This window comes from Rummeliibacillus sp. SL167, from assembly GCF_007896505.1.
Lineage (GTDB): Bacteria > Bacillota > Bacilli > Bacillales_A > Planococcaceae > Rummeliibacillus > Rummeliibacillus suwonensis.
Genome location: NZ_VCBM01000008.1, coordinates 18,358 through 31,976, shown reverse-complemented (window position 1 = coordinate 31,976; position 13,619 = coordinate 18,358). Strand labels below are relative to the sequence as shown.

Annotated in this window: 15 protein-coding genes and 1 other RNA gene; all 16 read right to left on the bottom strand. The window is 34.5% G+C overall.

Translation table 11 applies throughout. The annotated features are described in order from the left end of the window. Window positions 1-391: 391 nt before the first annotated feature. The 16 genes from FEZ13_RS19065 to FEZ13_RS18990 all read right to left on the bottom strand — a co-directional run bounded on the left by FEZ13_RS19065 (window position 392) and on the right by FEZ13_RS18990 (window position 13,618). Window positions 392-670 (bottom strand): pro-sigmaK processing inhibitor BofA family protein, encoded by a 279-nt coding sequence (locus FEZ13_RS19065; RefSeq protein ID WP_146553959.1) that lies wholly within the window; start codon window positions 668-670, stop codon window positions 392-394. A gap of 66 nt (window positions 671-736) precedes the next feature. Further along, complete coding sequence (locus FEZ13_RS19060) at window positions 737-949, bottom strand: YaaL family protein (protein WP_146550388.1); 213 nt, start codon at window positions 947-949, stop codon at window positions 737-739. 18 nt (window positions 950-967) lie between these two features. Continuing rightward, the gene (gene recR / locus FEZ13_RS19055) at window positions 968-1,564 is read right to left on the bottom strand and encodes a recombination mediator RecR (RefSeq protein ID WP_146550389.1); all 597 of its coding nucleotides are present in this window, start codon (window positions 1,562-1,564) and stop codon (window positions 968-970) included. A 12-nt stretch (window positions 1,565-1,576) separates the two neighbouring features. Then, on the bottom strand, window positions 1,577-1,894 hold the full coding sequence (locus FEZ13_RS19050) for a YbaB/EbfC family nucleoid-associated protein (protein ID WP_146550390.1): 318 nt from the start codon (window positions 1,892-1,894) through the stop codon (window positions 1,577-1,579). Window positions 1,895-1,920: 26 nt separating this feature from the next. Continuing rightward, window positions 1,921-3,687 carry a DNA polymerase III subunit gamma/tau gene (gene dnaX, locus FEZ13_RS19045; RefSeq protein WP_146553958.1) on the bottom strand — a complete coding sequence of 589 codons (1,767 nt, stop codon included), beginning with the start codon at window positions 3,685-3,687 and terminating at the stop codon, window positions 1,921-1,923. Window positions 3,688-3,841: 154 nt separating this feature from the next. After that, window positions 3,842-4,107, bottom strand: an RNA gene (ffs, locus tag FEZ13_RS19040) — signal recognition particle sRNA large type. Window positions 4,108-4,299: 192 nt separating this feature from the next. Continuing rightward, window positions 4,300-5,574: a TRAP transporter large permease gene (locus tag FEZ13_RS19035; protein WP_146553957.1), complete on the bottom strand. Its 1,275-nt coding sequence runs from the start codon at window positions 5,572-5,574 to the stop codon at window positions 4,300-4,302. Further along, window positions 5,571-6,044, bottom strand: a complete 474-nt coding sequence (locus tag FEZ13_RS19030; protein ID WP_186725990.1) for a TRAP transporter small permease — start codon at window positions 6,042-6,044, stop codon at window positions 5,571-5,573. Before FEZ13_RS19030 ends, FEZ13_RS19035 begins: the two co-directional genes overlap by 4 nt. A gap of 137 nt (window positions 6,045-6,181) precedes the next feature. After that, complete coding sequence (locus FEZ13_RS19025; protein ID WP_146553955.1) at window positions 6,182-7,204, bottom strand: TRAP transporter substrate-binding protein; 1,023 nt, start codon at window positions 7,202-7,204, stop codon at window positions 6,182-6,184. 171 nt (window positions 7,205-7,375) lie between these two features. Then, the gene (locus tag FEZ13_RS19020; RefSeq protein ID WP_146553954.1) at window positions 7,376-8,152 is read right to left on the bottom strand and encodes a putative hydro-lyase; all 777 of its coding nucleotides are present in this window, start codon (window positions 8,150-8,152) and stop codon (window positions 7,376-7,378) included. 336 nt (window positions 8,153-8,488) lie between these two features. Next, window positions 8,489-9,265, bottom strand: a complete 777-nt coding sequence (locus tag FEZ13_RS19015) for a LamB/YcsF family protein (protein ID WP_146553953.1) — start codon at window positions 9,263-9,265, stop codon at window positions 8,489-8,491. A gap of 14 nt (window positions 9,266-9,279) precedes the next feature. Then, window positions 9,280-10,236 (bottom strand): 5-oxoprolinase subunit C family protein, encoded by a 957-nt coding sequence (locus tag FEZ13_RS19010; protein ID WP_146553952.1) that lies wholly within the window; start codon window positions 10,234-10,236, stop codon window positions 9,280-9,282. Next, window positions 10,224-10,958 carry a 5-oxoprolinase subunit B family protein gene (locus FEZ13_RS19005; RefSeq protein WP_186725989.1) on the bottom strand — a complete coding sequence of 245 codons (735 nt, stop codon included), beginning with the start codon at window positions 10,956-10,958 and terminating at the stop codon, window positions 10,224-10,226. The genes FEZ13_RS19010 and FEZ13_RS19005 overlap by 13 nt, the downstream gene beginning before the upstream one ends. Window positions 10,959-10,982: 24 nt before the next feature. Then, window positions 10,983-11,942, bottom strand: a complete 960-nt coding sequence (locus FEZ13_RS19000) for an AEC family transporter (protein WP_146553950.1) — start codon at window positions 11,940-11,942, stop codon at window positions 10,983-10,985. A gap of 10 nt (window positions 11,943-11,952) precedes the next feature. Continuing rightward, entirely contained in the window at window positions 11,953-13,143 is a 1,191-nt protein-coding gene (locus FEZ13_RS18995; RefSeq protein WP_146553949.1) for a pyridoxal phosphate-dependent aminotransferase, read from the bottom strand. A 1-nt stretch (window position 13,144) separates the two neighbouring features. Further along, window positions 13,145-13,618 carry a RidA family protein gene (locus tag FEZ13_RS18990; RefSeq protein WP_146553948.1) on the bottom strand — a complete coding sequence of 158 codons (474 nt, stop codon included), beginning with the start codon at window positions 13,616-13,618 and terminating at the stop codon, window positions 13,145-13,147. Window position 13,619: the final 1 nt, after the last annotated feature.

Below are 13,619 nucleotides of genomic sequence, written 5' to 3'. Positions count from 1 at the left end.
AGCTCATTTGCTTTGCTAGCGTATCATCCGAAGATGATATCTATTTTGTCTTTATCACTAACGGAGGTTAGTGAACAAATTTTATTGATTAACGTCTTGCTTGTTCAGTTTTCAAGGTTCATAGTTACTCTGTCGCTTTAACGACTTCATTATTATATCACGTCAAAACTACGTTGTCAATAATTTTATTAAATTTATCTATAAACAAAGTTTTTTTGATATTTAATAGATTCGTAATTCCAACGACTTTTAATATTCTATCATTCTTCCAATCTATTGTCAATAAAATCATTACAATAAATCAAGTGACTTTAGCTATATTAAATTAGCAACCTACTTAATATAGCGTATTCATTTATCTATTGCAACATTATTAATTGATCTTTCAGTGCTAAGGAAAGAAGTAATTAAAACCCGTTAAACATACGATTAATAATACGCCTGGTATACCTAATAATGCCACAATAAGTATTGAAGCAAAATTCAAAGGAACCCAAATACCTAAATAACCTGCCCCATATGACAAAGCATATAAAACACAAAAGGATAGTGTAATACGAAATGCAGCATTAGAAAATAACTCAAGGACTTTTCTAATACCTTTTGGTCTACGAATAATCCAATAACAAATAAACAGTACCCCTATCAAGCTAATAATAAGCTTGGCCATATAAATCACGCTCCATTAATATATGTTGTAACTGATATATATGACAAAGATACTGTTTATCATTCGTTATTTAATTAAAATTTTACGAATACGTGCTTCTTTAAATAAGTAAAAATGCACGCTTTCGGCGATTTTACGTTGGGCAATAATATTTAAATCATAATCATCCATTAAATTTTCGATTTCTTGTGTATGTTGCCATTCTTTTTTTGTATGATGCATCAATTGAATGAGCTTATCATCGTACTCTTTACGCAACTTTTGTTTTCGAAAAAACATCTTTCTAAGCACCCCATTCTACAATTCACGTCTTCCCTCTAACGCTTTCGATAAAGTTACTTCATCTGCATATTCTAAATCTCCACCCACCGGTAAACCATGAGCGATACGAGTTGTACGAACACCAGACGGTTTCACAAGGCGTGAAATATACATCGCTGTAGCTTCGCCTTCAATTGTAGGATTTGTTGCTAATATTAGTTCTTGAACCTCTTCATTTTGTAGTCTTTTTAATAGAGATGGTACATTTATATCTTCTGGTCCTATACCATCCATTGGAGATATAGCACCGTGGAGCACATGATAAAGTCCATGATAATCACGCATTTTTTCCATCGCGATAACATCTTTCGGATCTTGTACAACGCATATTGTTGAACGATCACGTTGCTGATCTTGACATATATAACACGGATCTACATCTGTTATATGTCCGCATACAGAGCAATAGCTTAAATTACGTTTTGCATCTACTAAGGCTTTCGCAAAATTAAGTACTGCATCTTCTTGCATTGTTAACACAAAAAACGCCAGTCGGGACGCTGTTTTCGGCCCGATACCTGGCAATTTCATAAAACTATCAATCAGTTTGGATATTGGTTCAGGATAATGCATCCTATATTCCTCCTAGAATCCAGGAAGGTTGATTCCTTTAGTAAATTGACCCATTGTTTCATTTGTTGTTTCATCAACTTTAGAAATCGCTGCATTTGTAGCAATAATAATCATGTCTTGTAGCAATTCTACATCTTCTGGATCTACAACTTCTGGATCAATGATAACTTCTTGTACTTGCTTTTGACCATTCATCACTACTTTTACAAGCCCATTACTAGCAGTACCTTCAAAAGTTTTTGCTGCAAGTTCTTCTTGTGCCTGCACCATTTTCTTCTGCATTTTTTGCATTTGTTTCATCATATTATTCATGTTACCCATTCCACGCATGATTAAATTCCTCCTAAAATTTGAATTTACTCTTCTATTTCCACAAAATCTTTACCAAATAGCTTTTCGGCTTCTGTTATAAGTGGATCTTCTGAAGCTTGTTGTTCCTCAACTAAAATTGATTGTACATCCTCAGAAGATTGTTCGCCACCCGTATCTTCTTGTTCACTCTTTCTATTCATCTTATGGTGCTGGATGAAATCTGCTCTGATTTTTAACCAACTTTCTTCTGGTACAAAAACGGCATCGTAAATTTTCCCTGTGATTCCAGCCATATACTGTTCAAAACTAGAAATCAGTTCTTGATTATCAGCTGCCATTTTGCAATGAATATCGTACTTGAATTTTATCACAAAAGCACTTGGCGATGCTGCTACTGGTTCCGCACCTTCAAGCAATGCAGATTGTGATTTTGGTAGTTGGTTCAGTACGTCTATCCATGCATTTTTGATCAATTGAATATCTTGTTTAGTAGCTATTTTTAAAACTTCCTGTATTCGTCCAACAGGAGCATTAAATGTACTTGAACTTGATGATTTGACACGTTGTTTTTGTTGGGATGGTGTTTGTTGCTGAGCACCTGTGCCCTCATGTTGCATCTGATGTACTAATGTTTCTAAAGCTGTAATTTTAGATTGTAGCTCTGCAATTTGTGGTGTATCAATAGCAATGTTGTTTGAATCAGCTATTATATTTGTAGGATTGGCCGAATGAAACTGTGACATTTTCAATAAAGCTGTTTCTAAATATACTTTTGAATGCAATGAGAAACGCATTTCTTGCTGTGTTTTTGCAAGAATATCAATGTAACCATACAGTGTATCCATTGAAAAATCATTCGCTAATGTTTGGAATTTTTCATCCGTCGTTGCTAATTCAAGTAAATCCCCTAAATCTGGCGCTGTTTGGATTAACAATAAATCCCTAAAAAATGTAATCAGGTCTTCCGAAAGACGAACAGCATCTTTCCCTTCACTCATTAGCTGTTCCAACATAGCCAATACCTTTGCTACATCCCTTTCAGCAAGACTTTTTGCTAATTCATAAAATATTTCTTGGCTGATAGAGCCCGTTACAAAGAGTGCATCTTCAAGCGTTAGCTTTTCTCCACTAAAGGATACTACCTGATCTAGCATACTTAAGGCATCACGCATACCACCTGCTGCTGATTTTGCGATCACTTTTAACGCTTGTTCATCATAAGGCAGTTGAATATCCTCGAGTACAATTTTCATTCGTTCTAAAATATCAGTAGAAGATAACCGTTTAAAATCAAATCGCTGACAACGTGAAATGATCGTAGCTGGTATTTTATGAGGCTCAGTTGTAGCTAATATGAAAACAGCATGGGAAGGTGGCTCTTCCAATGTTTTTAAGAGTGCATTAAAAGCACTTGTTGAAAGCATATGCACTTCATCAATAATATAAACTTTATAACGAGCGCTTGCTGGTGCAAATCGAACTTTTTCAATAATTTCACGCATCTCATCCACACTTGAATTGGAGGCAGCATCAAATTCGATCACATCTGGATGAGATCCATTTGTAATGCTTTTACATGTTGCACATTCATTGCATGGTTCATCAGTTGGAGCATGCTCACAGTTTAAAGCTTTGGCAAAAATCTTCGCTGTACTGGTTTTCCCTGTACCACGTGGACCAGAAAACAGGTACGCATGTGTTGTTTTATCGGCTAGGAGAGCATTTTGAAGCGTTCGTTTCACATGAGATTGCCCTGACATTTCTCTAAATGATTGTGGACGATACACTCGATAAAAAGCTTGATATGCCAACGTTTTTCTCTCCTTTCTGCCATAACAGTTTGATATATCTATTATAGCATAAGCACTGATTAGAAACCTTTATTGATATATGTAAAATGATCTGTGTAGAAAAAAACTCACCTGTCAAAAAAGACAAGTGAGTTTGAAATTTACACGATTTATACCGTGCACCTTTTCTCGACAGCCGTACATAAGCGTTACTCTTGTCGTTAGCTCAGATTAGGCTACCCCGCGGCACATGAGTGAGGCCACTTAATGCTGCTTCCTTCCGGACCTGACATGGTTCATGGAGACTCATTGCGCAGGACCCAATCGTCAACGCTACGTGCAAGAGGCAGACCCTACATATGGACAGCCTCAAAAAGGAATTCAGTCTCGCTAAAGCGGATTGCGAGTTACAGGACACCGCTACCTTCCCACCTAGCACGGCATAGATAAGTATACGGACATTAGCTAGAAAAATCAACTATAATACATGCTTTTTCTTAAATTCTATCATTAAGTACACTTGTGGACTCAATTCAATTTTAGAATCTACTATAAAAAACTAGTCTATTATATGATGAAAAGTAAAGAAAAAATGGTTCCAGCAATATTAAATCCACTTGCCTGTAATTATTTCTATTTCATAATACTAGGCAGCAATAGGCTAAAGTTAGGCCAATAAGTAACCAATACTAGAACAAACAGCAAAATCAATAGCTGTGGAAGAAATGGTTTTAATGTTTTTAAAATAGTCGTTCTAGCAATGGCTGTTGTTGTAAATAAACACAAACCTACTGGAGGAGTAATCATACCTATTGTTAGGTTAAATACTATCATAATACCGAATTGAACTGGATCCATTCCTAATTCCGTTACAATTGGGAAGAATAATGGTGTGAAAATAGTTAATGCCGGAACAGTTTCAATAAACGTACCTGCGATCAAAAGAATAATATTAAGAACTAATAGAACGAGCCATTTTTCATGGAAAACTCCAGTAATAGCATCGCTCAAAATTTGCGGTACACTATTATATGTCAAAATCCAACTAAACACACTAGCTGTCGCAATTAAAAATAAAATAGATGAAGTTGTTTTTACCGAATTAAATAACATTTTAGGAATCATAGTTATTTTTAATTCTTTATCGAATACCAAAGAAACGATTAAAGAATAGACGGTTGCAACTACACCTGCTTCAGTAGCGGTGAAAAAGCCAAGTCTAAAACCGCCAATAATGATAATCGGCAATAATAAAGCTAAAAATGCATCTTTCAAACCAGTCATAACTTCTTTTAGAGTTGCACGTTTTGCTCGATCTCTAATATTATGTTTTACTCCGTAATAATAAACATAGACTAATAAAAGAATTCCTAAAACAATTCCAGGCGTAACACCTGCCATAAACAAATCTCCGATTGAAGCATTAGTCATAACACCAAATAAAATTAAAGAAATAGATGGCGGAATAATACCTCCCATTACAGAACCTGTTGCTATGATGCTTGCCGAAAATTCCCTTGAATAATTTTTAGCAATCATAGCTGGAATTAAAATACCGCCTAAAGCAGCAGCATCACCAATAGCAGAGCCAGAAATAGCAGAGAAAAGCATACAAGAAAGTATGGCTGCTAGGCCTAATCCAGCAGGTAAATGACCAACGATTAACTGAGCAAAATTAACTAGTTTTTTTGACATTCCACCTTGTGCCATAATATCGCCTGCTAATATAAAAAGTGGTATGGCAAGAAGCGTAGCTGTTATACCGGAAAACATATGTTGTGTCATTACCTCAATATTTGTACCACCCATTACTAGGCCAAATAAAGAGGAGATCCCCAGTGCAAATGATATTGGTACTCTAAACATAAATAGAACAAATAAAATAATAATCATATAGAGACCTATCATTCTACTTCACCCACTTTTCTTGTACTTTTATAGTGAGTAACCCATTTTTTGATATAATAATAGAGCATCAAAACACCTGAAATCGGAGCTATTACATGGGAATAAAATAAAGATATTCCTAAAGACTCACTTATAGTATCTTTCGAATGGATTGCATCAATCCAGCCATAATAGATAATGGCGATAATAAACAGCAGAATGGCGATATTTCCAATAAAGATCAATGTATTTTGTATAGCTCTAGGGAACAATCCAATGACATCTACGGTGAAATGTTCATTATATTTTACGCCCAATGCAGTTCCCAAAAATACTAAATAATAAAACAAAAACATGTCTACTTCATCAATCCAAGGTACACCTATCTTGAGAACTGAACGGAAGATAACATTTAATAAGACAAAAATTACTAAAGCAACTAATATTGTACTCGTAACAATTTCCAACCAATAAGATAATAATTTTTTCAACATGTATCACTTCCTTTTTATAAAAGCAATAGGATTGTATCATCAGTGTTTTTCAACTTAGATACATCCCTTGCTTCATGACAAACATGGATATTATGATTATTCATAATAATTTTTCAGTATTCAGAGACAATGTGTTATTTTACCGATTTAATTTCTTTCACTAAACTTTCTGGTACATCTTTAGACACTTCTTTATAAACATCTTTTGTTGCTTCTTCAAAAGCAGCACGATTTGGTTCGGTAATAATTACGCCTTTTCCTTTTAATTCCTTGATAGTTTCTTCTTCTTTTTTCGCTAAATAATCACGTTGATATTCAAACGCTTCTTTTGCAGCTTCTTTCATTTTTTCTTGATTCTCTTCAGAGATTTTCTCCCATGTTTTCGGACTAATAACTACTACATTTGCTTTATAGCTATGCTTTGTTAAACTAATATATTTATTTACTTCATAAAATTTCATAGCTGCAATTGTCGCGATAGGATTTTCTTCCCCATCAACTACACCTTGTTGAAGACCACTATATAATTCTGTAAAGTTCATAGATGTTGAAACAGCACCTAATTTTTTCATAAAAGCTTCCCAAATAGGAGCTGGTTGAATACGCATTTTCAATCCCTTCATATCTGAAGGTTCCACTACTTTATGTTTACTATTTGTTATATTTGAAAACCCAACTTCCGAATATCCTAAGGCTACTAAGCTCTTCTTATTTACGTCTTCTAATAGTTTTTGACCAATCTCACCATCTAACACTTTATAAACATGTTGAAGATCTCTAAATAAATAAGGTACGCCTAAAACATTCATAGATGGAACAACTTGTGCCATTGAACTATCAGCAGTAACCTCTGTCATATCAATTGTGTTATTTTGTACCCCTTTAATAACATCTGCTTCACTGCCTAATTGCCCATTTGGAAAAATATCTACTTTAATTTTATGATCAGTTGATTTTTCAATCAGTTCTTTAAATTTCTCAGCATAGATTTGATCTTGATGGGTAGTTGAACCAGTATGTGCAAATTTTATTGTTGTTACACTATCCCCACCACTTCCACCATTACCTGATTTATCACTACTTCCACTGCTACAGGCCGTTAACAACACTAAAAGTACAACACTTAATAACGCCATGATTTTATTAGATTTTTTCATACTATTTTCCCCTTTGTGATTTAGATTTAATTTTTATGATTCATTAATTCTATGAAACTATATTGATTTTCCATCCATCAAATAGAATGGAAAACAGGTGGCAATGTGGAAATGGTCCGATTATAGCGAAATGAATAAGTATTGATCATATTTATAAGTAAAGCCTTATGATTAAATAGGTTCTTCTTTATCTGAAATAAACATATATCCAGGAGCATGAGTGATCATAAATGAAGGCTTGGAAGCCATTGCTACAGCTTGTGGTGTAACCCCACAAGCCCAGAAAACGGGGACATATTCATCTGGATCATAAGGTGTAAAGTCACCGAAATCAGGTTTTTCAAGATCTTTGATACCTAAAACAGAAGGATCTCCAATATGAACTGGTGCCCCATGCGTATGAGGAAATTTTGCCGTGATCTCTACAGCCGCTACTAATTTATCTTTTTTTACAGGCCTCATACTTACAACTAAAGGTCCTTTAAATACACCTGCTGAATTGGTTGGAATACTAGTGGTATACATTGCTACATTATTTCCAGCATCTCGATATAAAATTTCGATTCCTTCCTTTAATAAAGCCCTCTCAAATGTATTACTACATCCAATTAAGAATGTAACCAAGTCATCTTGCCAATAAGAGGTGATATCCTCAACTTCCTCTACTAATTCACCATTTTTAAAAATTCGGTACCTAGAAATATCTGTACAAATATCCGCATCTGCAATGTTAGGTTTCTTCTCACCAGGTTCTAGCACATCAATCAAAGGACAAGGCTTTAAATTCCGATGACAAAAAAGAAGAAAATCAAATGCATATGTTTTAGGTAAAATTACTAAATTTCCTTGCGTATAACCATCGCACATTCCTGAGCTAGGGCGATTGTCTAATCCATTTCTAATGCGTTGTCGTTGCTCAAATGGGTTTAATATTTTTTCACGATCCATATTCTCCACATCCTTAGTTCCGAAATTTGAAATCAAAATTCCGAATATTTTTATAAAAACATTATAATCAGAAATTTTAAAAAAATCAATATTTTATGTCAAGTTTTATAACATGTAAAAACAAAAAATCGAATAATGATAAAAAATAGTGGTTTTAGCGTAAGGAAATATAACATTATTTTCACATAAAAATTATTTATTATTACTCTTTCAATAATATACATGAATATAAAAACATATTTTAATAAAATTTCCATTTTAAATAAAAAGACACTTTTTACGAAAAAATGTCTTTACGAGATTTCCTATTGCATGATGTTTGAACTCATAGAAATATCACTTATACTTATCCCATGTTAATAGTGGTTTGATTTCTACACCTGCATCTAATAAGGCTTCTTTTATTTTCCTAGCAATTATAAGCGAACCTGGTGTATCTCCATGAAGCAGTAAGCTATCGCCTATAATTTCAAGTTCTTTTCCGTTAATAGAAATGGCCTTATAATTTATCACTAGATTCAGGATATTTTCAATAATTTCATCTATATCACGGATCACAGCATTTTTTTCATTTCTAGAAACTAATGATTTGTCGTCATTATATCTTCTATCAGCAAAAATAACAGTCGCAATATTGAGTTGCTTTTTTTGAGCAATTTCGGCTAATTTTCCAGGCATACACATTAAAATTGTTTTGGCATCAAAATCTTTCACAGCATCTGTAATTGCTTCAGCATAAACTTCGTTGTATTGTGCCATATTCTGAAGTTGACCATGTGCCATCACATGTTGGAGAGTTCCATTATTTGCTTTTGCAAAGGCATATACTGCTCCTATTTGATACAGCACATCTGTATAAACTTCTTCATAGCTTAACTGCATATCCCTTCTCCCAAAACCGACTCTATCAGGAAATCCAGGATGAGCCCCTACACCTGTTCGACTTTTAATAGCTGTCTGCACAGATTTTTGAATCGTTCGCGGATCTCCCGCATGAAAACCGCATGCAATATTTGCCGATGAGATGATTTCTATCAGTTCAGCATCATTTGTAATGTTATAACGTCCAAAACCCTCTCCTAAATCAGCGCATAAATCGATTGTTCTTGTCATACTATTCCTCCTCACTAATGATAGTTATTTAAACTTAATAACTTTATCCAGTGTTCTTGTTGTTTTAATTCTTCAATAGCTTCCTCTATCGTAACTGGCTTGAATTGAATAGACTCACCTTCTTTTTTTTGAGCTGCAAACGGTAAGTCTGCTTCGATCACAGTCCCGATAACTGTATAGCCCCCTGACATTCCACAATGAGGCATTAACAAAATAGGGCATCCATTCCTAGGAACTTGAACCGCACCGGGCGTAATATAATAACTTAAAATGTCTACTGTATTTTGATGACGTAGTTTCTCTCCTTCTAATCGATATCCCATTTGATCAGACTCTCTAGATACTTTGTATGGAGTGGAAGTAAAAACCTCTTTTGAATATTCATCAAAAAAATCCTCATGTGGTCCCCAAATAAAACGAATAGTTTGCCTGTTTGAATAAACCGGAATACAATCAGCCATTAATTTTCTACCATTTAATCGTAACGGCTTACGAGAATCCACTTTTCCGATAGCTATTTGGTCTCCCTTTCTCAACAGTCGGCCTTCCATCCCTCCATACTTACCACGTATAGAAGTTGATCGACTTCCTAAAATTTTAGGTACGTTAATCCCTCCTGCAATAGCTATATACGTATAACGCCCGCTTTTATTTTTTCCAAATTTTAAAATATCTCCCTCTTTAAAAGGAATTACTTTCCACATAGAAATGGTATTTCCATTTAATTGTGGCGTACAGTCAGCTCCAGTAATAGCTATATAACCATTACCTTGAAATTTAAGACGCGGACCTACAACCGCAAATTCAATCACAGCGCAATCTTCACGATTGCCTACTAAAATGTTCCCGATCCTACAGGCAAGCTTGTCCATAGCACCTCCGATGGAAACACCATACTGTTGGTATTCTTCCCTACCTAGATCTTGAATCGTAACAAGTAATCCATTTTTTTCGACGGTTATTGATTCCATTGCTGATCCCACTCTTTTTGCATATTTTCATCCCAATTCTCTGCTTCAGTGGAAGTAATCAATTTATAACAAATATAATCACCCACATTAACTCGATTAGGAGGACTAACTGAAAAATCAAAGATATTCATCGGTGTCCATCCTATCAAATTCCAGCCTCCAGGTGATCCAACCGTATAAATTGTACACATATTATTTGCAATCGCTACGCTCCCCGCAGGTACTTGTAAACGTGGCACTTTTTTTCTTGGTAATGATAAATCAGAATTAATCTCACCCATATATGGAAAACCCGCTATAAATCCATTTAAATACACATAGAATTCTTGATCGACTATTTCATCAATAATCTTCTCTTCTTTGATTTTTAAAATTTCAGAAACTTCTTTTAAATCGGGGGAGTATTTGCTACCAAAAACAATTGGCACATATATTTTTTTAGGAGAGCCAAAATCCTCCACTTTTTCGTTAGATTGATTTGACTTCAAAAATTCCTCGATTGCTGTTTCCGTTATGATAAGCGGATTATATCGAATAGATAATGTATTCATAGCTGGAATTACTTGAAGAATTCCTTCTAAGGAATGGCTTTTGAAAAGATCATGATAAAATTGAATCTGCACCGTTATTTCTTTAGTTAGTTCTTGAGGGAATTGAAGAACTAATACCTTTTCCCCCAATCTCTTTAACATATAACTCAGCTGTTGTTTACTCTCTGCCAAAATGACCATCTCCAAAAGTTATAATTAATGTATAATTTGAACAATCAGCATCCATATAGGGACAATGAATAAAGAAGCAATCGTGGATACCGTCACCATAATTGCCGCATATTCTGAATCTGCATGATTAACTTTGGCAACAACTGGGGCATTCGTCATCACAGGCATTGCCGCTTGCATCACAAATACCTGTTTCATCAATAACGGCAATGGCAAAAACCACACAATCAAAATCATAATGCCTGGTGCAATGACAAAACGTCCAAGCAATATACCAAGCATATCTTTCGTAAACTTAATGGAAGTAATACCGGTAAAGAAAATAGAAATCCCGATAAACAGCATAGATAATGGCGTTGTTAAATTTCCGGTAAATTTAAAATAGGACATTAAAAAATCAGGTAATTTAACATTAAGCATTAGTAATATTACTGCTAGGAAAAAACCAATCAAAGGTGGATTGATTACCTTCTTTGCCACAGTGGAAAATGACGTTTTACCACTACTATTATTGCCGCCCACTCCATCCTTACTGATCAATTGCACGCCTAAAGTCCAAAAGAAAAATGTATTAGCAAAATAATATAATAGAACATAAGGTAAACTTTCTGCTCCAAATAACGCCAAATTTAATGGAATTCCAATAAATACACTATTGGAATTAAAAAACATGGACGAGAAAGTACCTTTTCGTCCATCTTTTACTTTTAATAACTTACAAAAAGCAAAAGAGACAAACATAGTGATCACTATCGAAACGATGGGAACTACTACTCCAGGAGCTAAATGGATTAACTTATCTCTTGAAAAATCTGTCAATATAAAGTGTAGCATGTATGCTGGTAGAGCGATATTGGTTACCAATTTAGCAATAAGTCCTGAGTTTACTTGATTAAACCATTTCCTAGCTGATAAATAATAGCCAGTCCCTATTAGGAGTAGCATCGTTATAACGCTTTCAACCGCTAAAACTAAAACATTCATGGTCTTTCTCCTAGTAGTTATATTTTGTTTTTTCTCTTAAAAATAATTCTAATCGATCCATTGCTTTTTCGATATTTTCATAGCTAGTTGAATAAGCTAGTCGAATATATCCTTCTCCACCATCGCCAAATGCACTTCCTGGTACACAAGCGATTTGTGCCTCTTCTAATAATAAAACAGCTAATTCTTTAGAAGAGTAATTCAATGTCTTAAAAGATGGAAAAACATAAAATGCCCCTTTTGGTCCAACACAATCTACGCCTGGCATTTCTTTTAATCTACTAATAATCAACTTGCGACGATCATCAAAACTTTTTACCATTTCACATACAGCTTTTTGATCATCTTTATAAGCTGCAACGCCCCCATATTGAGCAAATGATGTTGCACTTGATGTGTTGTATTGGTGCATTTTTTTAATAGGATTGATTAATGTTGCTTCACCTGCAACATATCCCAATCTCCATCCATCCATTGAGTAGGCTTTTGAAAAACCGTTAATGACTATTGTGTGTTCGCTCATATTTGGTAATGATGCAATACTAATATGCTCCGCATCATCGTAAATCAATTTTTCATAAATCTCATCACTAACCACAATTAGATTATGTCGAATTGCAATATCTGCAATCTTTTCTAAATGGCTTTTAGATAAAACTGAACCCGTTGGATTATGTGGAGAATTAATCAATAATAATTTTGTTTTCGATGTTATCTTCGCTTCTATATCAGCTGGACTCATTAAAAAATCCTCTTCTTCTTTCAAAGTAACAGGGACTGGCACTCCTCCAGCAATTTTGACAATGTATTGATACTCAAGCCACCCTGGATCTGGTATGATGACTTCATCACCTTCATTTACATAAGCAAGAATAACATCTAACACAGCTTCTTTACATCCTACCGTAACAACAACCCCATTTTCAGGATCTACGGTAATATGATTATCATTTTTTAACTTATTCGCAATCTCTTTTCTTAATTCTAAAATGCCTGTATTAGCAGTGTAATGTACTTGCCCATCCTTTAGAGCAGTAATCGCTGCCTCTTTAATATGTTGTGGCGTGTCAAAGTCTGGTCTTCCAATCTCCATATGAACAATGTCTACGCCTTCTTTTTCAAGTTTAGCCGCTTTATCGAAAACTTCTCGAATGCTTGAAAATGGAATATTACGGGCTCTTTCTGATATTTTTTCTTCCATTCTAATCACCACTTTCTTTAATTTGAACAATTAATTCGATTTCAACTGGACTATCTTGCGGTAATTCACTGACACCTATAGCAGTTCTAGAGTGTTTTCCTTTTTCTCCTAATAATTCCTCTAGCAAGTTGGATGCTCCATCTATAACTCTTGGTTGTTGATTAAATCTGCTATATGAATTAACAAATCCTCTTAACTGAACGACCTTTTCAATTACATCAAGATTATTTGTAAATTGCTTTATTTGTGACAAACTGTTGATTATACATATACGACTTATTTCTTGCGCTTGTTCAATGGTGAAATCTTTTCCAACTTTTCCTTTCCATTTTAACGTACCGTCTACTCTAGGCAATTGCCCGCTTATAAATAATAGATTTTCATATTGAACAATAGGTACATAAGAAAAAAGAGGAGATTTAGCAGCTGGCAACTGGTAACCTAATTTTTCTAATTTACTTTCGATAATCGACATT

Excerpts from the sequence above, each read along its gene's own strand:
- FEZ13_RS19060 (WP_146550388.1), bottom strand. The coding sequence starts at position 949 with ATGTTTTTTCGAAAACAAAAGTTGCGTAAAGAGTACGATGATAAGCTC.
- FEZ13_RS19000 (WP_146553950.1), bottom strand. The coding sequence starts at position 11,942 with ATGAATGTTTTAGTTTTAGCGGTTGAAAGCGTTATAACGATGCTACTC.
- FEZ13_RS19065 (WP_146553959.1), bottom strand. The coding sequence starts at position 670 with ATGGCCAAGCTTATTATTAGCTTGATAGGGGTACTGTTTATTTGTTAT.
- recR (WP_146550389.1), bottom strand. The coding sequence starts at position 1,564 with ATGCATTATCCTGAACCAATATCCAAACTGATTGATAGTTTTATGAAA.
- FEZ13_RS18990 (WP_146553948.1), bottom strand. The coding sequence starts at position 13,618 with ATGTCGATTATCGAAAGTAAATTAGAAAAATTAGGTTACCAGTTGCCA.
- FEZ13_RS19035 (WP_146553957.1), bottom strand. The coding sequence starts at position 5,574 with ATGATAGGTCTCTATATGATTATTATTTTATTTGTTCTATTTATGTTT.
- FEZ13_RS19010 (WP_146553952.1), bottom strand. The coding sequence starts at position 10,236 with ATGGAATCAATAACCGTCGAAAAAAATGGATTACTTGTTACGATTCAA.
- FEZ13_RS19025 (WP_146553955.1), bottom strand. The coding sequence starts at position 7,204 with ATGAAAAAATCTAATAAAATCATGGCGTTATTAAGTGTTGTACTTTTA.
- FEZ13_RS18995 (WP_146553949.1), bottom strand. The coding sequence starts at position 13,143 with ATGGAAGAAAAAATATCAGAAAGAGCCCGTAATATTCCATTTTCAAGC.
- FEZ13_RS19020 (WP_146553954.1), bottom strand. The coding sequence starts at position 8,152 with ATGGATCGTGAAAAAATATTAAACCCATTTGAGCAACGACAACGCATT.
- FEZ13_RS19015 (WP_146553953.1), bottom strand. The coding sequence starts at position 9,265 with ATGACAAGAACAATCGATTTATGCGCTGATTTAGGAGAGGGTTTTGGA.
- FEZ13_RS19050 (WP_146550390.1), bottom strand. The coding sequence starts at position 1,894 with ATGCGTGGAATGGGTAACATGAATAATATGATGAAACAAATGCAAAAA.